Origin of the sequence: Stenotrophomonas sp. PS02300, assembly GCF_029959395.1 — a bacterium.
In the GTDB taxonomy this organism is placed as follows: domain Bacteria; phylum Pseudomonadota; class Gammaproteobacteria; order Xanthomonadales; family Xanthomonadaceae; genus Stenotrophomonas; species Stenotrophomonas maltophilia_AD.
The window spans coordinates 1-19,126 of sequence record NZ_JASCOP010000048.1; the positions used below are offsets into that span (position 1 = coordinate 1).

The following is a 19,126-nucleotide window of genomic DNA, read 5'->3' on the forward strand; positions in this document are numbered from 1 at the left end:
TGGCTGAACGGCCACGCGCCGCGTTCACATCGATTGCACGCGCCAGACCCCAGATTGCATCTCACGCGGGGGCAGTGCCGGTAACGGCGCGGACACCTCCGCGATCTGCAAGAGGCAGGTGGGGCCGTATTTCGGTAGTGACGTTGAATTAATCAGGAGAACCCTATGAAGCGTGTAATTGCACTGATGCTGTTGTCGATGGTCTCGCTGGCCATGCTCTCCGGCTGCAACACCGTTGCCGGTGCCGGCAAGGATGTGCAGAAGGCAGGCCAGTCGGTGGAAGACGCCGCCAAGGGCAACTGATCCGCAGCTGCCGGTGGCCTGCCGACCAACGGTCGGCAGCTACCGCGCACTGTATGAAGAAGCGCCGGGAAATCCCGGCGCTTTTTTTGTGCTTCATGTCGGGCAATCGTCCATTCAATGAAGTGAGCACGCGCTTCATCCGCGCTTGACCCGCGCCAAACGCTCGCTGTTGCAAGCTGTTTCCACGGCGACGTTGCCGTTGTAGACGAGGACGCGAACCCATGAACAAAGACATCATTTCCGGCAAGTGGACGCAGCTCAAGGGCAAGGCGCAGGCGAAGTGGGGCGACCTTACCGACGACGATTTCAAGGTGGCCGAAGGCAATGCCGAATACCTGGCAGGCCGCCTGCAGGAACGCTATGGCTGGGCGCGCGACCGCGCAGAAACCGAGGTCAAGGACTTCGAAGCCGCCATGCGCAAGGATTATCCGGACTATCACTGACACCCCGGCGGTGGCAGGGCGACCATAGGGTCGCAACGAGGGTATGAAACCGGAACGGGCCGCATTGCGGCCCGTTTTTGTTTTGGCCGGCGTCAGCGCCCACCGAACCTGGGCGGGTCGGGCACGAAGCCCTGCGGGAACGCCTGCGGTTCGCGCTCGCCGCGCGGGTAGCGTGCCGGGATGATGCCGCGCGCCACCAGGTTGCGCTCACTGTCGTAACGCAGGTCCAGGCGCTGGGCCGGCCAGCGGCTGGCGCGCTCGAACGTGGTGCTGCCCGAGTACGACGCCTCGCGCTCGCCATGGCCGGTGCCCAGCGCGGGCGCCGGGGAGGGCGCGTGGATCCGCGAACCGGTGGCCTCCACCGATGACAGGGCGCGGTCGGCCGCTTCGGCCGCGGCCTGCGGCTGTGCCTTGCTCTGGGCGCGCGCCACCGGCGGTGCGCGCGGGGGCAGCGGCACATGGCGCGGTGCTTCGTTGAACACCGCAATGCCGATCACTCCGATGTTGTCCGGCCGCCCGGTGCGGTCGGCATAGCTGTTGCCCGGGTCGGTGAAGACGAACTGCGCCACTTCCTGGCGCGATTTGCGCCAGCCGGTGATATCCGCGCTCTGCCACGGATCCAGCACGTAGCCGGTCTGGTCCGGTGCGGCCACCGCGCCGGAGATCACGTTGAGGCCATCCACCGACAGCACCACCAGCACCCGCTCGGGGCTGTTGTTGCGCAGGCGCACCGCGTAGGGCTGGCCCTGGCGGCCGGCCACCCAGTACTGGCCACGGTGCAGGTAGGCGGGTAGTTCCAGGCGCTGGTCGCGCTCGACCAGGCTCAGCGTGACCGGGCCGGTATCGGCGCGGGGCGGGACGGCCGGCTTGAAGCCACACAGGGCCAGCACGGCAAGCAGGGGCAGGGTCAGGCGTTTCATGGCAGGGCCTTCGCGTTGGGGTAATCCGTTGAACGCGCCAGGCGGGGCAACGGGGTTGCGCGCGGGCAGGTAAACTGGGGGCGTTCAACTGTCCGTAATGATTCCCACATGACCACCCGCGTTCTTACCGGCATTACCCCCTCCGGCACGCCCCACCTGGGCAATTATGTCGGCGCCATCCGTCCGGCCATCACGGCCAGCGCAGCGCCCGGCATCGAGAGCTTCTTCTTCCTGGCCGACCTGCACAGCCTGATCAAGGCGCAGGAGCCGGAACGCACCCAGCGCTCGACCCTGGAGATCGCCGCCAGCTGGCTGGCCTGCGGCCTGGACCCGGACAAGGTCTGGTTTTACCGGCAGAGCGACATTCCCGAAACCACCGAACTGATGTGGTTCCTGACCGTCATCGCCAGCAAGGGCATCCTCAATCGTGCCCATGCCTACAAGGCGGCGGTGGACAAGAACCGCGAAGAACAGCTGGATGAAGACGCCGGCGTCAGCGCCGGGTTGTTCATGTACCCGGTGCTGATGGCCGCCGACATCCTGATCTTCAAGGCCAACCGCGTGCCGGTGGGCCGCGACCAGATCCAGCACATCGAAATGGCGCGCGATTTCGCCCAGCGTTTCAACCACGTGTACGGCAAGGACTACTTCCCGTTGCCCGACGTGGTGATCGATGAGCAGGTGGCCACCCTGGCCGGCCTGGACGGCCGCAAGATGAGCAAGAGCTACCACAACACCATTCCGCTGTTCGCCCCGCGCGCGGAGCTGAAGAAGCTGGTGTTCTCGATCCTCACCGATTCGCGTGCCCCGGGTGAGCCCAAGAGCACCGAAGGCTCGGCGCTGTTCCAGATGTACCAGGCCTTCGCCAGTGCCGAGCAGACCGCCGCGTTCGCGCAGGCGTTCGCCGACGGCATCAGCTGGGGCGATGCCAAGCAGCAGCTGTTCGAGCGCATCGATGCCGAACTCACCCCGCTGCGCGAGCGCTACGACGCGCTGATGGCCGAGCCGGAGAAGATCGAAGCGCTGCTGCGCCGCCGCGGCCAGCAGCTGCGCGAGCAGTACGCCATTCCGCTGCTGAAGGAGCTGCGCCATGCAGTGGGCCTGCGCGACCTGTCCAAGGCAGGCGACATCGCCGCCGAAGACGGTGGCGTGGCGCGCGCTGCCCCGCCGCTGTTCAAGCAGTACCGCGAAAAGGATGGCCGCTTCTACTTCAAGCTGCAGGCCGGCGACGGCACGCTGCTGATCCAGAGCGAAGGCTTCGATTCGCCGCGCGATGCCGGCCAGCTGATCGGCGTGCTCAAGCAGACCGAGCATGGCGATGGCCTGCAGAGCGAGCTGTTCAAGCTGGAAGCAGAAGTGGATGTGGTGCTGGCGGCATTGCAGGAGCTTCGCGGGTAGCCATCGACCGTTGGTCGATGGACACGTAAAACGGAGGAAACACGATGGCCTGGTTGTCGTTGCTGTTGTTCCTGCCCTGGTTCGTGCTGTTGGGCACCCTGTACTGGTTGTTCCCACGCCACCCCCGCGACACCGCGCGGCGCCTGTTCGACGGCGCCGCGCTGCTGCTCGCTTTCATCCTGAGCATCCTGGCCATGCTCTGGGGCCACCATATTGGCGTGGTGCAGAGCGATGCCGGGCCGATCTGGCGCCAAGTGCTCGCCGTGCTGTACGCCTACGGCGCCTTCCTGGCCGTGATGGTGGGTGCATTGCTGCTGCGCGGCGCCTGGCTGGCGCAGCGTGCGACCAAAGCCGCATCGAAGTCGGTGGGGTAACGCGCCTAGAATCCATCGATTGCCGCCAGGGATGAGCAGATGTCCTCCGACCCCAGCATTTTCACCATCGATACCGCGTTCCAGCGCAGTGACTTCGACGCCGCCTACCTGATCGTCGAAAACGGCCGCGCCGCCTTCATCGACTGCGGCACCGGCCTGGCAGTGCCGGCGATGCTGGCCGCGCTCACGCGCGCCGGCTGCACGCCGGAGCAGGTGGACTGGCTGGTGCTCACCCATGTGCACCTGGACCACGCCGGCGGTGCCGGCCTGCTCATGCAGCAGCTGCCCAACGCCACCCTGGTGGTGCACCCGCGCGGCGCGCCGCACATGATCGACCCGACCCGGCTCATCGCCGGTGCGACCGAAGTCTATGGCGCGGAAGAAATCGCGCGCAGCTACGGCCCGGTCCTGCCGGTGCCCGCCGCGCGCGTGGTGATTGCCGAAGACGGCCACCGCGTGGACCTGGCCGGGCGCAGCCTGCTGTGCCTGGACACACCCGGGCACGCGCGCCACCACCTGTGCGTGTGGGACGAACGCAGCCGCAGCCTGTTCACCGGCGATACCTTCGGCCTGTCCTACCGCGAGCTGGACAGTGCACGCGGCGCCTTCATCATTCCCACCTCCTCACCGGTGCAGTTCGATCCGGAACCGCTCAAGCACTCCATCGCGCGGCTGCTCGCGCTGCAGCCGCAGGCGGTGTACCTCACCCATTACGGGCGGGTGGAAAACATTCCCGCATTGGCCGCCGACCTGGTCGAGCAGATCGATGCGATGGTGGAGATCGGGCGCCAGTGCGACGAGCGCCCCGACCGCCACCGCTGCCTGGTGGCCGCGCTGACCGTGCTGTACCAGGAACGCGCGCAGGCGCATGGCTGCCCGCTCGACGATGCGGCCGTGGCGCAGGTGCTGGCGATGGATATCGAGCTCAATGCGCAGGGCCTGGCCTGCTGGCTGGACCGCGACCGCCGCTGAGTGCGCACGCAGGGCCTGCCCGGTAACCGGAGTGTCACGTTACACTCTGCCATTCCGATTTTTTCTGGTACCTGCCGTGAATCCGATGCGCATGCTGCTGTTGTCGTCCTGTCTGTTCGTGGGCGGCCTGGCCCACGCGGCCAATGACCTGCCGGGCGGTGGCATCGACCCCGAAGCGCTGTCGCGGCATGTGCGCATCCTGGCCTCGGACGAGTTCGAAGGCCGCGCGCCGGCGTCGCCGGGTGAAGAGCGCACGGTGCAGTACCTGATCGAGGAATTCCGTAAATCCGGCCTGCAGCCCGGTGGCGTGGATGGCAGCTGGGTGCAGCCGGTGCCGATGGTGCGCGCCCAGGTCGATGGCCCGGTGACCGCCAAGCTGCGCCAGAACGGCAAGGCCCGCACGCTGGTGAACGGCGAGGATGTGACCCTGCAGAGCCTGCGGCCACAGGCATCGGTGGACATCAAGGATGCGCCGCTGGTGTTCATCGGCTACGGCATCGATGCGCCCGAGCGCCAGTGGAACGATTACAAGGACGTGGACCTGCAGGGCAAGATCGCCGTGGTGCTGATCAACGACGCCGATTTCGAAGCGGATCGTCCCGGCGCCTTCGATGGCAAGGCCGTCACCTACTACGGCCGCTGGACCTACAAGTTCGAGGAAGCCGCGCGCCGTGGCGCCAAGGGCGTGCTGATCGTGCATGAAACCGCCCCGGCCGCGTACGGCTGGGCCACGGTGAAGAGCTCGGGCACCTCGCCGCTGTTCGATATCGAGCGCCCGCAGGAGCAGGCGCTGGCCCAGCACGTGCCGGTGCGCGGCTGGATGCAGCGCGCGCTGGCCGAGCAGCTGTTCCGCGATGCCGGCCTGGATTTCGAGGCCGAAAAGCGCAAGGCCATGACCCCGGCATTCCAGCCGGTGGTGCTGGGCGATGCCACGCTGTCGGCACAGTTCAAGCTCAAGCGCGAGCAGGTGGTCACCCGCAACGTGGTGGCCAAGCTGCCCGGCGGCGAGCACGGCGATGAAGCAGTGATCTTCTCCGCGCATTGGGATGCCTTCGGCATCGGCCAGCCCGACGCCAAGGGCGACCGCATCCGCCGGGGCGCCATCGACAACGCCACCGGCGTGGCCACCGTGCTGGAGCTGGGCCGCGTGTTCGCCGCCGGCCCGCAGCCGCAGCGCACCCTGTACTTCGTGGCGCTCACCGCCGAAGAGAAGGGCCTGCTGGGCGCCAGCTACTACGCCGCGCACCCGCTGGCGCCGCTGGACAAGACCGCCGCGGTGATCAACATCGAGATGTTCAGCCCGGATGGCGCCACCCGCGACATCGCCTCGTGGGGCAAGGGCCGCGTTTCGCTGGAAGGCGACCTGGAGCGCGTGGCCAAGGCGCGTGGGCGCAGCTACAGCCCGGACCCGAACCTGGAAGCGGGCTTCTTCTACCGTGCCGACCACTTCGCCTTCGCCCGCCTGGGCGTGCCGGCCATCACCATCGGCCCGGGGCTGGACAAGCTGGAAGGCGGCGTTGCCGCTGGCAAGACGCTGCGCGAAAAGTACTTCGCTGATTGCTACCACCAGGCCTGCGACGCCTGGACCCCGAGCTGGGATCCGGCCGGCCATGCCGCCGACACCTTGCTGGTCTACGACCTGGGCGCCGAGCTGGCCAACAGCCGCACCTGGCCGCACTGGGAAGAGGGCTCGGAATTCCGCAAGGCCCGCGAACAAAGCGAAGCGGCTCGCCGGTAACGGATCAAAAAAAACGCCGGGGCATGCCCCGGCGTTTTCTTATCTGGAGCTGGCCCCGTTACTTCCGGGTGCCATCCAGGTAGTTCGGGCCCTTGTTCTTCAGGAAGAACACATACACCACCAGCGACACCGCGATGATCGCCGTGACGTAGATGGCGAAGTCGCCCACCCGATCGGTCTTCAGCGCGCCCTGGTACAGCAGCGGGGCGGTACCGCCGAACAGCGAGTTGGCCAGCGCGTAGCCGAAGCCCACGCCCAGTGCACGCACGTGGGTGGGGAACAGCTCGGCCTTCACCACCGCGTTGATCGAGGTGTAGCCGGTGAGGATCACAAAGCCCAGCGCCAGGGTCAGGAACGCGATCAGCGGGTCATGCTGGTTCGGCAGTTCGGTGATCAGGTACCAGCTGTACAGCACGCCGCCCACGCCGAAGAACACCAGCAGGCTCTTGCGGCCCACGATATCCGACAGCCAGCCGCCGATCGGCTGCAGCACCATCAGGAAGGTCAGCACGCCCAGGTTGATCAGCGTACCGGTCATCACATCGGTGCCCGCGAACGCGCTCTGGATCATCTTCGGGCCGTTCACCGAATAGGTGTAGAAGGCCACGGTGCCACCGGCGGTGATCAGGAAGCACAGCAGCAGCGGGCGCCACTGGTGCACGAACAGCTCGTACATCGAGCCGGACGCCTTGGCACGGCCTTCGCGCGCGGCTTCGATGGAGTCTTCGCCCAGCGATTCATCCATCGAGCGACGCAGCCAGAACACCACGATGGCCGCCAGGCCGCCGATGCCGAACGCAATGCGCCAGCCCCACGCGGAGATCTCGGGCTTTTCCCAGAACATCAGCATGGTGAACAGGGTCAGCTGCGCCAGTACGTGGCCACCCACCAGGGTGACGTAGTGGAACGAGGACAGGAAACCGCGACGGCCGGGAATGGCCGCTTCGGACATGTAGGTGGCGCTGGTGCCGTACTCGCCGCCGGTGGCGAAGCCCTGCAGCAGGCGCGCGAACAGCAGGATCAGCGCCGCCCAGCCACCAATGGAGGCGGCAGTGGGGGTCAGCGCGATCAGGAACGAACAGGCCGCCATCATCGTCACCGACACGGTGAGTGCCAGGCGGCGGCCGTAACGGTCGGCGAAGCGGCCAAAGTACCAGGCGCCGATCGGGCGCATCAGGAAGGTGGCGGCGAAGATCGCCCACACATAAATGGTGGAGTTCTTGTCGGCGGCCGAGAAGAACTGGGATTCGAAGTAGACCGCGAACACCGAGTAGACGTAGACGTCGTACCACTCGACGAGGTTGCCCGCCGAGCCCTTCAGGGTGTTGGAGATCGAGCGTTTCAGCGCGGCCTTGTCATTGGCCGGCGCGGCTAGGGTGGGGGAAGTGCTCATGCTGGAAAACGGTCCTCACGGTGGAGCAATGGCAATACTGGTTTTTACCTTACCCCACGTGATGATCGGTGGGCATTGCACCATGTAACTAGGTCCAGCACGACAGCGTGCCACCACAGGGCATGCCGGGCCGCCGGCAAAGGCCTAGAATCGCCACTCCCCCGCCTGCTGGTCGCGTATGGCCGTCTCCCCCGCAACCCCGCAGGCCGCTCCCCGCAGCGGCCTGGTCGTCCTGGCCCTGCTGCTGGTGTACGTGGTGTGGGGGTCCACCTATCTGGGTATCCGGCTGGCCCTGGAGGGCGGCGCGCTGCCGCTCACCACCGTGTCCGGAGCCCGTTTCATCGTGGCCGGCACCCTGATGTACGCGGTGCTGCGCTGGCGCGGCATGGCCGCGCCCACCGGCCGTCAATGGCGCAACCTGGCCATCATGGGCCTGACCATGCTGGTGCTGGGCAACGGCATGGTGGTGCTGGCCGAGCGCACCGTCTCCTCCGGCCTGGCCGCCACCGCCGTGGCCTCGGTGCCGCTGTGGATGGCCCTGTTCGGGGCCGTCCGTGGGCAGCACGCCACCCGGGGCGAGTGGCTGGGCATCGCCATCGGCTTCCTGGGCGTGGTCTGGCTCAACGCCGGCAGCAGCCTCACCGCCTCGCCGCAGGGCCTGGTGCTGCTGCTGATCGCCCCCATCGGCTGGGCCTTCGGCTCGGTCTGGGCACGCAGCCTGGACCTGCCCAGCCCGTTCATGACCGCCGCCGGCCAGATGCTGTGCGGCGGCGTGATGCTGGTCGCCCTCGGCCTGGCCACCGGCGAACGTCCCACCACCTGGCCCACCATGAATGGGCTGCTGGCGGTGACCTACCTGTGCATGTTCGGCTCCATCGTGGCCTTCACCGCCTATGTGTGGCTGCTGCAGAACGTGCGCCCGGCGCTGGCCGCCAGCTACGCCTACGTGAACCCGGTGATCGCCGTGTTGCTGGGCGCGCTGATCGGGCATGAGCATTTCGGCCCGCATGACCTGCTGGCCATGGGCGTGATCCTGGCCGGCGTGCTGGTGCTGACCCTGGCGCGGACCCGCCGCAAATGAGCGCGCTGGAAAGGACGCCCCTGCAGGAACAGCGCCGTGACCTGGCCATCACCGCCTTCACCTTCACCCTGTGGGGGCTGGTGCCGGTGTACTGGCACCTGCTCAAGGCGGTGCCCTCGCAGCAGATCATCGCCCACCGCATCATCTGGAGCACGGTGCTGGTGGTGGCCTGGCTGCTGCTGAGCAACGGCACCGGCTGGTGGAAGCAGATCGCCGCCCAGCCGCGCGCGCTGCCCACCCTGGCCCTGAGCAGCATGGCCATCGCGTTCAACTGGGGCCTGTACATCTGGGCGATCAACGCCGGGCATGTGATCGAAACCAGCCTGGGCTACTTCATCAACCCGCTGGTAAGCGTGGTGCTGGGCGTGGTGGTGCTCAAGGAGCGCCTGCGCGGCCTGCAGTGGCTGGCGGTGGGCTGCGCCGCACTCGGCGTGGCGTGGCTGACCCTCGACGCCGGCACCCCGCCGTGGATCGCGCTGGGGCTGGCCTGCTCGTTCGGCCTGTACGGCCTGCTGCGCAAGATGATTTCGGTGGACCCGGTGGCCGGGTTGGGCATTGAAAGCCTGTATCTGTTCCTGCCGGCGATCGGTTTCGCGCTGTGGAGCGAGAACGGCCACGGTGGCGCGTTCTTCAGCGGCTGGGGCTGGCGCAATGACCTGCTGCTGATCCTGGGCGGCGCGGTGACCGCACTGCCGTTGATTGGCTTTGCCTATGGCGTGAAGCGCATCCCGCTCTCGCTGGTGGGCATCCTGCAGTACATCGCCCCCAGCCTGGGCCTGCTGCTGGGCGTGTTCTTCTTCCGCGAACCGTTCGACACCGCCAAGGCGATCGGCTTTGCTGCGATCTGGACCGGGCTGTTGCTGTTCATTGGCGACAGTTTGTGGCGTTCGCGGGCTGCTGCGCGGGCCTGACATCCCGCAGCCACGCAGGGCGTGGCTCAACCCTTTGGGTGGTCGATCGGCCGGGGCTCGCGCTGCCACGCAGGGCGTGGCACTACGTGCGATGTGGCAATCGTAGAGCCACGCCCTGCGTGGCTGAGCACATCGCATCATTCCAAATGGCGCGTGCAACGCGTTGATATTCCGACCGTTCCGATATCCACGGCTACCCGCGACTGCTGAACTGCCATGACCCGCGTGTGCGGGCATTCAGGGAGCAGATGATGAAGAGATTGTGGTGGTTGCTGTTGGCCGCGTTGCCCTACCCGGCCATGGCCTCCGTGGAAGATCCCGTCGCGCAGCCGTGCTACATGTGCACGGATGCCGAGATGTACGCGAAGGCGCGCTCGCTCGGGGTCGGCTCGCACTATGTCTACCAGGGCGCCAGCCAGACCAACATCCAGGGATTCCAAGTCACCAACGAGGGCGGGGAGCTGGTGGCCACGCATTTCGTGCCTGCGCCGTGGATACGCACGCAGTACAACGCGCTGATGAAGCTCTACGACTACACCCGGGGCGAGTTCGTGGACGAGTGGGGAACCGTGGGGCTGCAGCCACCGGGATCGCCGCACGTGATGATGGAAAAGCCGCAGAGCGACAGCATCCTGTGGGGGCACCACGTTTCCGATCTCAATCCCAGGCGCATGGAGGCGCGTGAAACGGTGCGGCGCATGCTCACCCGCTCAATCCGATTCGATTACTTGCGGGCCGATACCGAGCATGGCCGCATCCTGCGTTTCGAATCCCAGCTTCTTGGTGCGGCGCCGTTGATCGCGAAGCTGAAGATTCTCACGTCCGAGCTGGGTTACGTCGAGTTCTACTTCGACTACGAAACCCGTCAGTGGGAGTACTTGAATTCGAGGGACTGGAACTGGGTGATCCAGGAGAAGGCGGATGACTTCCTGTATCCCGACGGCAGCCCGCGCAGGCTGGTGTACCAACGTTCATTGGCGCCGTACTTCGTGCAGCGGGCCGGTTGGGCTGGCGTGCAGGTGATTGGCACGCCCCCGTTTGGCAGCAGCAGCGTTGCATACCTGTGCGCCCGCAACGCTGGAAAGATCGAGTGTCGGGCGGAATGATGCCGCCACCGTGCCCCCTCGGGGGCACGGCCTTTCTCTTGCTCAGGTTTCCCGCAACGCCGTGGTGATCGGCAACCGCGCCGCACGCAGTGCGGGGAACAATCCACCCACCAGCCCGATGCCCAGCGCCCACTTCAGGCCGCTCCACAGCAGCTCGGGCGAGACCTTGAACTGGAACACCACCTGGCTGAAGTTGCTGCCGATGGTGGACACGCTGTAGCCGTTGAAGATGGCCCACGCGACCAACCCGCCCAGTAACCCGCCGATCAGCGCCAGCAACATGGTTTCCAGCATGATCGCGGTGACCACCGGCACGCCACGGAACCCGATCGCCCGCATCGTGGCGATCTCACGCGCGCGGGTGGCCACCGCCGCATACATGGTGTTGAGCGCGCCAAACACCGCACCGACTGCCATGATCGCGCCGATCACCGTGCCCAGCACCTTGATCAGGGTGTTCAGGCCACCGCCCTGCTTGGCGTAGTAGGCGCGAGTTGTTTCCACGTCCAGCTTCAGGCGCGGGTCGGCGGCCACGCCAGCCTTGAACTGGTCGAACCCGGCCTTGCCGTCGGTGCGCACGCTGATCGACTGCCACGCGCTGCGCTGGTAGGTATTGGCCAGCGTTTCGGCATCGGTCCACAGTTCCGAATCGTGCGCATCGCCTGAGCCGAAGGCGCCCACCACGGTCCACTGCTGGTTGCCCAGGGTGAGCTTCTTGCCTACCTCCAGGCCACGGAACTGCCCCTGCGCGCCCTTGCCGACCACGATCTCGCGCAGGCCGGGCTTGAAGCGGCGGCCTTCGGTGATCTTGACCTTGTCATGCACCGCCCAGGCCATTTCACCCACACCGCGGAACTGCGCGTTGACGTCGGTGCCATCGCCCTTGGAGACCACATTGACCACCTGCGACAGCTCCGGCGAAATCATCGGCCGGCCCTGCGCATCCTTGGCCACGCCGGGCAGGGTGGACAACAGCGGTACCTGGTCGCGGGTGATCACCGAATTGGTTTCGGCCTGCGAACCGCCGCGCAGCACGATGGCGGTGCTGTCATCGCCGGTGCTGTTGAGCGTGGCCTGGAAGCCTTGGCCCATCGCCAGCATCGCCACCAGCACGCCGACCACGCCGGCAATGCCCACCACCACCACCGACGAGGCGCCCCAGCGCTGCGGCAGGCTGGCCACGCCGATGCGCGTGGCCGCCAGTGCCAGCCGCCCGCTGCGGGTGAACAGCAGCCACAGCAGCACCGCGACGGCCACCGCCAGCACGCCCGGCCAGGGCAGCATGATCCACACCACCAGCATCACGGCCAGCAGCAGCACCGACAACAGATTGCTCAACCATTGCTTCTTCATGTCGGTTCTCCTCAGCGGCCCGCCAGGGCATCGACGATCTTCAGCCGCTTGGCGCGCAGCGCCGGCAGCAGGCCCACCACCACACCGATCAGCAGGATCAGGCCCACGCCCATCAGCCATGTCTGCGTCGGCACATGCGGCGGCAGCAGACCCTGGGTCTTCGGTGCCAGCAGCGGCAGGATGGTCGCGGCCAGACCCATGCCGATGGCACCGCCCAGCCCGATCAGCAGCACCGATTCAATCATCACCAGCGTGAGCACGGTGCTGTCCTTGAAGCCCAGTGTCTTCAGGGTGGCCAGTTCGGGCACGCGTTCGCGCACCGCCTGGGCCATGGTGTTGCCGGTGAGCAGCAGCAGGGTGAAGAACACCGCGCCCATGATCGAGGTGACGATCAGGCCGATATCGGCGAACTGCTTGACGAAGGCCTGCTGGAACGCCGATTCGGTCTGGGTCTTGGTTTCATGGTCCGAATTGGCCGAGATCGCATCGATGGCCTGGGCCACGCGCGAGGAGTGGTCCGGGTTGTCCAGGGTGACCGTGAACCAGCTCACCTGGTTCTTGATGTAGTCGTTGCTTTCGTCGAAGTACTTCCAGTTCATCATCAGCTGGCGCTCTTCATTCGCTGCCAGGGTGCGGTCCTTGGAGCGGAAGATGCCCACCAGCTGCAGCGGCCAGTCGTTGCTGCCGCCACGCGGGAAGATGGTGGCCTGCAGGGGAACGGTGTCGCCGATCTTCCAGCCGAATTCCTTGGCCAGCGTTTCGCCCACCACCGCACCGGTGCGGGTGTCCTGGAAGGCCTTGAGCTGCTCCGGCGGCAGCTGCAGTTCGCGGTACACATCGAAGTAGTTCGGCGCCACCGAGAAGTTGGCGAAGAAGTTCTTCGGGTCCTGGTAGATGCCGCCGAACCACATGCCCGACGTTACATCCTTTACTCCGGGGACCTGGCGCACCTGCGCGTCCAGGCGGATCGGCAGGGACTGGGTGATGGACAGGCGCGAGGCCACGATCAGCCGGTTGGCGCCTTCCACGCTGCCGCCCGAACTGAACGCCACGCGCACCGAATCGAGCATGCCAAACAGCAGGAACGCGGCCACCACCGAGAGCAGGGTCAGCAGGGTCCGCGTCTTGCTGCGGAACAGCTGCGCCCATATGAGCGAGAAATACTTCATCGCAGTGACCTCCGTCAGTGGGCCGCAGGTGCTTCGGCGAGCTCACCCTTGTCCAGGTGCACCGTATGGGTGGCGTACTCGGCAGCCTTGGGGTCGTGGGTGACCATGATGATGGTCTTGCCGTGCTCGCGGTTGAGCTGCTGCAGCAGCAACAGGATCTCCTCGGCCGAGGCACGGTCCAGGTCGCCGGTGGGCTCATCGCAGATCAGGAACGTCGGGTCGGACACGATCGCCCGGGCAATCGCCACGCGCTGCTGCTGGCCGCCGGACAGTTCATTGGGGCGGTGGCTGCGGCGGTCGGCCAGGCCGACCAGGGTGAGCGCGATTTCGGCATTGCGCTTGCGCTGCGCCGCACCCAGGTGGGTGAGCAGCAGCGGCAGTTCCACGTTCTTCTGCGCGGTGAGCATCGGCATCAGGTTGTAGAACTGGAACACGAAGCCGACATGGTGGCTGCGCCAGGTGGACAGCTGCCCGCCGGACATGCGGTCGATGCGCTCGCCTTCGATCTCGATCTCGCCGCCGCTGGGCGTATCCAGCCCGCCGATGAGGTTGAGCAGGGTGGTCTTGCCCGAGCCGGACGGGCCCATCAGGGCGACGAAGTCGCCGCGCTGGATGTCCAGGTCGATGCCGTGCAGCACCTGCACCTTCTCGGGGCCGCGCTGGTAGGTCTTGGTGATGTTGCGGAGCGAAACCAGGGTGGACATGGGTGGTTCTCCGTGATGCATTGGAAGAAGAAGCCCTGCAGGCAGCCGCGCGCATGCGCGCCGGGCCGGCACGGGAATCGCACATCGTCGGCTCGCGACCAGGTCGCGGCACCGCCTTGCTTTACTGCGCCTGCTTTTCCACGACCGCGCTGCCATCGCGCAGTTCCGGCGGCGGGTTGCTCACCACCTGCTGGCCGGCGGTGAGGCCGGCGGTGACCTGGCGGTCGTTGTTGAGCGCCACGCCCACCGTGACCGGTACCTGCTGCACACGCTTGTCATCGCCCACCACGAACGCCACCGTCTTCTGGTCGCGCTCGACCAGCGCCGCCGCCGGCACGCGAACGCCCTTGGGGGCTTCGGCCTGGGCCGGTGCGGCCGCTTCCAGGAAGCTCACCCGCACGCCCATTTCCGGCACGATGCGCGGGTCTTTCACCTTCAGCGCCACGCGTACCTTGACCGTGGCCTTGCCGCGGTCGGCGGTGGGGATGATGGCGATCACTTCGGCCGGAATCTTCCACTCCGGGTACGCATTGAGCGTGGCCTCCACCGGCATCTTCGGGTGCACGCGGCCGATGAAGGCCTCGCCCACCTCTACTTCGATCTCCAGCGAATCCATGTCCACGATGGTGCCGATACCGGTACGGGTGAAGCCGCCACCGGCCGACAGCGGCGACACGATCTCGCCCGGCTGCGCGGCCTTGGCGGTGACCACGCCGGAGAACGGCGCGCGCACGATGTTGTTGTCCACGCCCAGGTCGGCAATGGCCAGCGCGTCGCCGGCCACCTTGGTATTGCGCTGGGCGGTGCGCAGCTGCGCGCGCAGGCTGTCGCGCTGGGCCATGGCCAGGTCGAACTGCGAGCGCGAAACCAGCTGCTGGCCCACCAGCGTCTGCAGGCGCCCGGCTTCGGCATCGGCCTGGGCCACCTGCGCCTGCAGGCCGGCGAGCTGGCTGCGGGCCGCTTCCAGCTGCGAGGACGACAGGCTGCGCTGGGCGTTGGCATCGATCGGGTCGAGGGTGGCCATCACCTGGCCTTCTTCAACCCGCATGCCTTCCTCGATCATCACTTCGCGGACCTTGCCGGTGATCTTGGCCGATACCGTGGCCATGCGCCGGGCCACCACGTAGCCGCTGGCGTCGAGCACCGAGCTGCTGGCGGTACCCTGCTGGATGGCCACCACCGGCGCGGTGGTCACCTCGATCGGGCGCTCGCGGCCGAACACGACCCAGGCGATACCGCCCAGGACCAGCAGCGCGACAATGGTAAGGACGATCCACAGGCCACGGCGTGGCGACGAAGGCGGCGGGGCCGCGGCCTTCTTGCGGTCGATGCGGAGTTCCTTGAGCAGTTCAGCGGATGCGTTCATCGTGAGTCTGGACGTGGAATCGGGCCGAGTGTGACCGCAACGGGAGTCACGGGCAAACCGGACGGGGACCGGCTGGGGCACAGGATGCCCGCCCGGCGGGGCGGCGGGCAGTGACAGCTGTCACCCAAGTGGCGTGATGAGGCCCACTGGCGAGGCTGGGGCCGATTCCGGATCGTAGGGACACGCCACGCGTGTCTGCTCTTGCCACAGGCGCGACGTAAACCCTGGCACCGCGCAGCCACGCAGGGCGTGGCTCTACGGCCGTCATCCCCATAACATCGAGAGGAAACTGCCATGATCGCGCCTCGCCCCCACGACCGGGAACCCACCATGCCGCCCCGCTGGCTCTCCTCCCTTCTGCGACCTGCCCCGGATTCGGCCGTTGCCGACAACCTGCGCGCCGGCAAGCCGGCCTGGTCCGACGCGGTGCACCTGTTGTGGACCGGCTGGGTGTTCCTTACCCCGATGTTTGGCAGCGGCTACACCCTTACGTGGCTGTGGCTGACCCTGCTGACCTACCCGGTGTTCCTGGCGCTGTACGCGCGCCAGCTGCTGTCGCCGCGCCGGCACGCGCCGCGTTACGCGCTGGCCATGGTGGCCATGGGCCTGGCGCTGCTGCCGTGGTATCCGTCGGGCATCAGCTATTTCATCTTCGGCTGCGTCACGTTGCGGGTGTGCCGTACCGGCAGCGCCTGGCGCTACCTCGCGCAGCTGGTGGTGCTCAACGCCGCCTTCGTGGCCATCGCGCTGTGGGTGGGTTATCACTGGCAGCTGGTGGTATGGATTCCGTCGATGGCGTTCATCATCGGCGTTGTCATCAATGTGGAAAGCACCAACAAGGATCGCGATGCGGCCCTGCAGCTGTCCCAGGATGAAGTGCGACGGCTGGCCGCCACCGCCGAGCGCGAGCGCATCGGCCGCGACCTGCACGACCTGCTCGGTCACACGCTGTCGCTGATCACCCTGAAGTTGGAGCTGTCGCGCAAGCTGTTCGACCGCGATCCCGAGCGCGCACGGCTGGAAGTAAGCGAGGCCGAAGCGATCGCGCGGCAGGCGCTGTCCGAGGTGCGCAGCGCCGTCACCGGCATCCGCGCCAGCGATCTCGCCGCGGAACTGGCGGCCGCGCGGCTGCTGCTGGAATGCCAGCACGTGCACCTGCACTACAGCCCGCCGCCGCCGATGCCGGTGGAGATCGAACGCGGCCTGGCGCTGGTGCTGCGCGAGGCGGCCACCAACATCGTGCGGCATGCCGACGCGCACCAGGCCTGGGTCGAGTTCTCCCAGGACGGTCGCAGCCTGAGCCTGCAGATCCGCGACGACGGGCGTGGCGATGTGCAGGCCGATGGCAATGGTCTCACCGGCATGCGCGAACGCGTGGCCGCGCTGCGCGGCACCCTGCAGGTTCACTCGCCGCGCGGGCAGGGCACCACGGTGGTGGTGCAGGTGCCGCTACCGGGCAAGACCGCCGCAGTAGCCACGACAATGAGTGCGACCCCGCTGACCAATGAGGCACTGCCATGATCCGCATCGTATTGGCCGAAGACCAGGCGATGGTGCGCGGTGCCTTGTCGGCGCTGCTCGGGCTGGAGCCGGATATCGAGGTGCTCGGCGCCGCCGCCGATGGGGAGGCCGCCTGGCGGATGCTGCAGCAGCTGCAGCCGGACATCCTGGTCACCGATATCGAAATGCCGGGGTTGTCAGGGCTGGAGCTGGCGCAGCGCATCGCCCGACATGCGCTGCCGATCAAGGTGGTGATCGTGACCACCTTCGCGCGCTCGGGCTTCCTGCGCCGCGCGTTGGATGCCGGCGTGTGCGGTTACCTGCTCAAGGACGCACCGGCGGAGAAGCTGGCCGACGCCCTGCGCCAGGTGCAGCACGGTGGCCGTGCCATCGACCCGCAACTGGCGCTGGATGCGTGGTCGCAGGCCGACCCGCTCAACGACCGCGAACGCCAGGTGCTGCGCCTGTCCGGCGACGGCCGCTCGGCCAGCGAGATCGCCACGCAGCTGGGGCTGTCGCACGGCACGGTGCGCAACTACCTCTCCGAATGCATAGGCAAGCTGGGCGTAGCCAACCGCATCGAAGCCTACCGCCTCGCCCGGCAGAAAGGCTGGCTGTAGAGCCACGCCCTGCGTGGCTGCGCGGTGCCTGCAGCCACCCGGGTAGCACACGACCGTTGGTCGTGTGACGTTACCCGTCCTTCCCCTTCGCCATCGCCTGGAACACCCCATCGCGCCGCACCCACAGGTGGAACAGCGCTGCGCTAAGGTGCAGCACCACCGTGGCGAACAACACATACGCCAGCAGGCTGTGCGCACTGCGCAGCGCGGCATACAGCGCCACGTCGTGCGGCAGGATCGGCGGCAGCAGCACGCCTTTCCACATCTGGATCGGGTAGCCACCGGCCGACAGCATCGCCCATCCCACCAGCGGCATGGCCAGCATCAGCCCGTACAACAGCCAGTGCGAGGCGTGCGCCGCAGCAGCCTGCCAGGCCGGCAGATCGGCCGGCAAAGGTGGCGGCCGATGCCGCAACCGGTTGACCAGCCGCACCAGCGCCAGCAGCAGGATCGCGATGCCCAGTGGCCGGTGCAGGTCTACCAGCATCGGCCGCCAGTGCAGCGAGGCCACCATGGTGACGCCCACGAACAGCATGGTCAGGATCAGCACCGCCATCAGCCAGTGCAGCACGCGCGCGGTGAGGTTGAAATGCCCGGCATCACGGCTCATCGCGCCTTCTCCTTGCCGCTGGCCACTTCGCGCTCGCGGCGGTTGAACGATTCGGAATACACCGCCGAACGCGCGGCCAGGATCGGGTCATCGCTGCCGGCAATGCCGCTGGGCAGGATCAGCGGGTCGAAGTTGAGGTTGTTGCAGGCACCGCCGGCCTGCGGCTGCAGTGCGGTCAGGGTGAGCGTGCCCAGCTTCACCTGGCGGCGGTCTTCCGGCCACGGAATCGAAGGATCGTTCACCGCATCGCCCTCTGCGGCAAGGGTGGCCCACATCTCCCACTGCACCGGCCCCTTGGCCAGCCGCTGCTGGAACTCCTCGCTGAGGTAATCCAGGCTGGCCTGCTTGCGCTGCTCCGCATCCATCGCTTCGAACGGCGCCAGCGGGCGCATGCTCCAGCGCACCACGTCGGTGTGGCCGTCGGCATTGGTGAAGCGGAAGCTGTTCACCCCGTTGTAGGTGGTGTTGGCCCAGCTGGTGGACCACGGCGCGGTCTTGGCCCATTCGCCGAAGGCGCGCGCGGACGGGTACTTGGCCGCGATGGCCGCCATCTTCGCCGGGTCCGGCTTGCCGGTGGCCGGGTCGGGAATGCCGGCGCGGGTCTGTTCCAGGAACGCCTCGGTGGTGGGCACCGCGAAGAACGGGAAGCTGTTCATCGCCGTGCGCCATTCCTGGCCGTCATCGCTGACCAGCTGCAGCGCCATGCTGCGTACGCGCGCATTGGCGTCGGCACCGTGCGGATCGCCGCCACCGATCGAGAGGCGGCCCAGTACCGGCACCTGCTGCTGGCGGAATACCCGCGCCGAACTCAGCGCGGCGCCTTCCGGGGTGCCCTGGAAGCTGCCGCTCACGCAGGCGCCTTTGCTGTGCGCACGGCGGAACCCGGGGTGGTTGGCACCGGTGGCTTCGATGGTGTCGGTGAAGGTCTGCACGGTGGCGCGGTCGCGGCCGAGCCAGCCGGCCAGCCAGGCGAAGGCCAGCACCAGCGCGCCGGCGATCAAGGCGATCAGCGCGATCCACAGCAGCGGTGAATGCGGGGGGCGCGGGGCGTCCGGCTCACGGCCGGCGCGGGTATAGCGGAAGAGCGACATGGGCCGTTACCTGCCTTCTCGAACGTGAGGGGGTGGGTGCAGCCATGGTGTCAGAACACCGGTCGCCCGGATAT

Annotated in this window: 19 protein-coding genes; 11 read left to right on the forward strand and 8 right to left on the reverse strand. The window is 67.2% G+C overall.

The annotated features are described in order from the left end of the window. Positions 1 to 165 precede the first annotated feature (165 nt). Positions 166 to 303, forward strand: coding sequence for an entericidin A/B family lipoprotein (locus QMX79_RS10675; protein ID WP_068848583.1), 138 nt, complete (start codon positions 166 to 168; stop codon positions 301 to 303). Between the two features lie 221 nt (positions 304 to 524). Next, complete coding sequence (locus tag QMX79_RS10680) at positions 525 to 746, forward strand: CsbD family protein (RefSeq protein WP_068848585.1); 222 nt, start codon at positions 525 to 527, stop codon at positions 744 to 746. A gap of 92 nt (positions 747 to 838) precedes the next feature. On the opposite strand, the gene QMX79_RS10685 is transcribed toward QMX79_RS10680, so the two are convergent. Continuing rightward, positions 839 to 1,666, reverse strand: coding sequence for a hypothetical protein (locus QMX79_RS10685; RefSeq protein WP_282246731.1), 828 nt, complete (start codon positions 1,664 to 1,666; stop codon positions 839 to 841). Between the two features lie 108 nt (positions 1,667 to 1,774). On the opposite strand from QMX79_RS10685, the gene QMX79_RS10690 reads away from it, so the two are divergent. The 4 genes from QMX79_RS10690 to QMX79_RS10705 all read left to right on the forward strand — a co-directional run bounded on the left by QMX79_RS10690 (position 1,775) and on the right by QMX79_RS10705 (position 6,148). Further along, entirely contained in the window at positions 1,775 to 3,064 is a 1,290-nt protein-coding gene (locus tag QMX79_RS10690) for a tryptophan--tRNA ligase (protein ID WP_282246732.1), read from the forward strand. A gap of 44 nt (positions 3,065 to 3,108) precedes the next feature. Then, complete coding sequence (locus QMX79_RS10695) at positions 3,109 to 3,438, forward strand: hypothetical protein (RefSeq protein WP_282246733.1); 330 nt, start codon at positions 3,109 to 3,111, stop codon at positions 3,436 to 3,438. Positions 3,439 to 3,477: 39 nt separating this feature from the next. Beyond that, on the forward strand, positions 3,478 to 4,410 hold the full coding sequence (locus tag QMX79_RS10700; RefSeq protein WP_282246734.1) for an MBL fold metallo-hydrolase: 933 nt from the start codon (positions 3,478 to 3,480) through the stop codon (positions 4,408 to 4,410). Between the two features lie 85 nt (positions 4,411 to 4,495). Continuing rightward, positions 4,496 to 6,148 carry a M28 family metallopeptidase gene (locus tag QMX79_RS10705; protein ID WP_282246755.1) on the forward strand — a complete coding sequence of 551 codons (1,653 nt, stop codon included), beginning with the start codon at positions 4,496 to 4,498 and terminating at the stop codon, positions 6,146 to 6,148. Positions 6,149 to 6,206: 58 nt separating this feature from the next. On the opposite strand, the gene QMX79_RS10710 is transcribed toward QMX79_RS10705, so the two are convergent. Continuing rightward, positions 6,207 to 7,541, reverse strand: coding sequence for an MFS transporter (locus QMX79_RS10710; RefSeq protein ID WP_282246735.1), 1,335 nt, complete (start codon positions 7,539 to 7,541; stop codon positions 6,207 to 6,209). A 178-nt stretch (positions 7,542 to 7,719) separates the two neighbouring features. Between QMX79_RS10710 and yedA the strand changes: the two genes are divergently transcribed. The 3 genes from yedA (at position 7,720) to QMX79_RS10725 (ending at position 10,639) form a co-directional block, all read left to right on the forward strand. Next, positions 7,720 to 8,622 carry a drug/metabolite exporter YedA gene (yedA, locus tag QMX79_RS10715; protein WP_282246736.1) on the forward strand — a complete coding sequence of 301 codons (903 nt, stop codon included), beginning with the start codon at positions 7,720 to 7,722 and terminating at the stop codon, positions 8,620 to 8,622. Beyond that, on the forward strand, positions 8,619 to 9,533 hold the full coding sequence (gene rarD, locus QMX79_RS10720; protein WP_282246737.1) for an EamA family transporter RarD: 915 nt from the start codon (positions 8,619 to 8,621) through the stop codon (positions 9,531 to 9,533). The genes yedA and rarD overlap by 4 nt, the downstream gene beginning before the upstream one ends. A 251-nt stretch (positions 9,534 to 9,784) precedes the next feature. Beyond that, on the forward strand, positions 9,785 to 10,639 hold the full coding sequence (locus tag QMX79_RS10725; RefSeq protein WP_282246738.1) for a hypothetical protein: 855 nt from the start codon (positions 9,785 to 9,787) through the stop codon (positions 10,637 to 10,639). Positions 10,640 to 10,681: 42 nt separating this feature from the next. On the opposite strand, the gene QMX79_RS10730 is transcribed toward QMX79_RS10725, so the two are convergent. From QMX79_RS10730 to QMX79_RS10745, 4 genes are all read right to left on the reverse strand, one after another. Then, positions 10,682 to 11,992 (reverse strand): ABC transporter permease, encoded by a 1,311-nt coding sequence (locus tag QMX79_RS10730; protein ID WP_282246739.1) that lies wholly within the window; start codon positions 11,990 to 11,992, stop codon positions 10,682 to 10,684. A gap of 11 nt (positions 11,993 to 12,003) precedes the next feature. Continuing rightward, on the reverse strand, positions 12,004 to 13,161 hold the full coding sequence (locus tag QMX79_RS10735; protein ID WP_282246740.1) for an ABC transporter permease: 1,158 nt from the start codon (positions 13,159 to 13,161) through the stop codon (positions 12,004 to 12,006). Positions 13,162 to 13,175: 14 nt separating this feature from the next. Next, positions 13,176 to 13,865 carry an ABC transporter ATP-binding protein gene (locus tag QMX79_RS10740; protein ID WP_282246741.1) on the reverse strand — a complete coding sequence of 230 codons (690 nt, stop codon included), beginning with the start codon at positions 13,863 to 13,865 and terminating at the stop codon, positions 13,176 to 13,178. Between the two features lie 121 nt (positions 13,866 to 13,986). Beyond that, complete coding sequence (locus QMX79_RS10745) at positions 13,987 to 15,231, reverse strand: efflux RND transporter periplasmic adaptor subunit (protein WP_282246742.1); 1,245 nt, start codon at positions 15,229 to 15,231, stop codon at positions 13,987 to 13,989. Between the two features lie 330 nt (positions 15,232 to 15,561). On the opposite strand from QMX79_RS10745, the gene QMX79_RS10750 reads away from it, so the two are divergent. Together QMX79_RS10750 and QMX79_RS10755 are read left to right on the forward strand one after the other, a co-directional pair. Further along, positions 15,562 to 16,752, forward strand: coding sequence for a sensor histidine kinase (locus QMX79_RS10750; protein ID WP_282246743.1), 1,191 nt, complete (start codon positions 15,562 to 15,564; stop codon positions 16,750 to 16,752). Continuing rightward, the gene (locus QMX79_RS10755; RefSeq protein ID WP_282246744.1) at positions 16,749 to 17,351 is read left to right on the forward strand and encodes a response regulator transcription factor; all 603 of its coding nucleotides are present in this window, start codon (positions 16,749 to 16,751) and stop codon (positions 17,349 to 17,351) included. The genes QMX79_RS10750 and QMX79_RS10755 overlap by 4 nt, the downstream gene beginning before the upstream one ends. A gap of 70 nt (positions 17,352 to 17,421) precedes the next feature. Here the strand turns inward: QMX79_RS10755 and QMX79_RS10760 are convergent, their stop codons facing one another. After that, positions 17,422 to 17,961 carry a cytochrome b/b6 domain-containing protein gene (locus tag QMX79_RS10760; RefSeq protein WP_282246745.1) on the reverse strand — a complete coding sequence of 180 codons (540 nt, stop codon included), beginning with the start codon at positions 17,959 to 17,961 and terminating at the stop codon, positions 17,422 to 17,424. Next, positions 17,958 to 19,052, reverse strand: coding sequence for a catalase family peroxidase (locus QMX79_RS10765; protein WP_282246746.1), 1,095 nt, complete (start codon positions 19,050 to 19,052; stop codon positions 17,958 to 17,960). Before QMX79_RS10765 ends, QMX79_RS10760 begins: the two co-directional genes overlap by 4 nt. Between the last annotated feature and the right edge of the window lie 74 nt (positions 19,053 to 19,126).

Coding starts and splice junctions, on each gene's coding strand:
- yedA (WP_282246736.1), top strand. CDS start 7,720: ATGGCCGTCTCCCCCGCAACCCCGCAGGCCGCTCCCCGCAGCGGCCTG.
- QMX79_RS10760 (WP_282246745.1), bottom strand. CDS start 17,961: ATGAGCCGTGATGCCGGGCATTTCAACCTCACCGCGCGCGTGCTGCAC.
- QMX79_RS10750 (WP_282246743.1), top strand. CDS start 15,562: ATGCCGCCCCGCTGGCTCTCCTCCCTTCTGCGACCTGCCCCGGATTCG.
- QMX79_RS10705 (WP_282246755.1), top strand. CDS start 4,496: ATGCGCATGCTGCTGTTGTCGTCCTGTCTGTTCGTGGGCGGCCTGGCC.
- QMX79_RS10700 (WP_282246734.1), top strand. CDS start 3,478: ATGTCCTCCGACCCCAGCATTTTCACCATCGATACCGCGTTCCAGCGC.
- QMX79_RS10685 (WP_282246731.1), bottom strand. CDS start 1,666: ATGAAACGCCTGACCCTGCCCCTGCTTGCCGTGCTGGCCCTGTGTGGC.
- QMX79_RS10745 (WP_282246742.1), bottom strand. CDS start 15,231: ATGAACGCATCCGCTGAACTGCTCAAGGAACTCCGCATCGACCGCAAG.
- QMX79_RS10690 (WP_282246732.1), top strand. CDS start 1,775: ATGACCACCCGCGTTCTTACCGGCATTACCCCCTCCGGCACGCCCCAC.
- QMX79_RS10710 (WP_282246735.1), bottom strand. CDS start 7,541: ATGAGCACTTCCCCCACCCTAGCCGCGCCGGCCAATGACAAGGCCGCG.
- QMX79_RS10725 (WP_282246738.1), top strand. CDS start 9,785: ATGAAGAGATTGTGGTGGTTGCTGTTGGCCGCGTTGCCCTACCCGGCC.
- rarD (WP_282246737.1), top strand. CDS start 8,619: ATGAGCGCGCTGGAAAGGACGCCCCTGCAGGAACAGCGCCGTGACCTG.
- QMX79_RS10675 (WP_068848583.1), top strand. CDS start 166: ATGAAGCGTGTAATTGCACTGATGCTGTTGTCGATGGTCTCGCTGGCC.
- QMX79_RS10740 (WP_282246741.1), bottom strand. CDS start 13,865: ATGTCCACCCTGGTTTCGCTCCGCAACATCACCAAGACCTACCAGCGC.
- QMX79_RS10680 (WP_068848585.1), top strand. CDS start 525: ATGAACAAAGACATCATTTCCGGCAAGTGGACGCAGCTCAAGGGCAAG.
- QMX79_RS10730 (WP_282246739.1), bottom strand. CDS start 11,992: ATGAAGAAGCAATGGTTGAGCAATCTGTTGTCGGTGCTGCTGCTGGCC.
- QMX79_RS10765 (WP_282246746.1), bottom strand. CDS start 19,052: ATGTCGCTCTTCCGCTATACCCGCGCCGGCCGTGAGCCGGACGCCCCG.
- QMX79_RS10755 (WP_282246744.1), top strand. CDS start 16,749: ATGATCCGCATCGTATTGGCCGAAGACCAGGCGATGGTGCGCGGTGCC.
- QMX79_RS10735 (WP_282246740.1), bottom strand. CDS start 13,161: ATGAAGTATTTCTCGCTCATATGGGCGCAGCTGTTCCGCAGCAAGACG.
- QMX79_RS10695 (WP_282246733.1), top strand. CDS start 3,109: ATGGCCTGGTTGTCGTTGCTGTTGTTCCTGCCCTGGTTCGTGCTGTTG.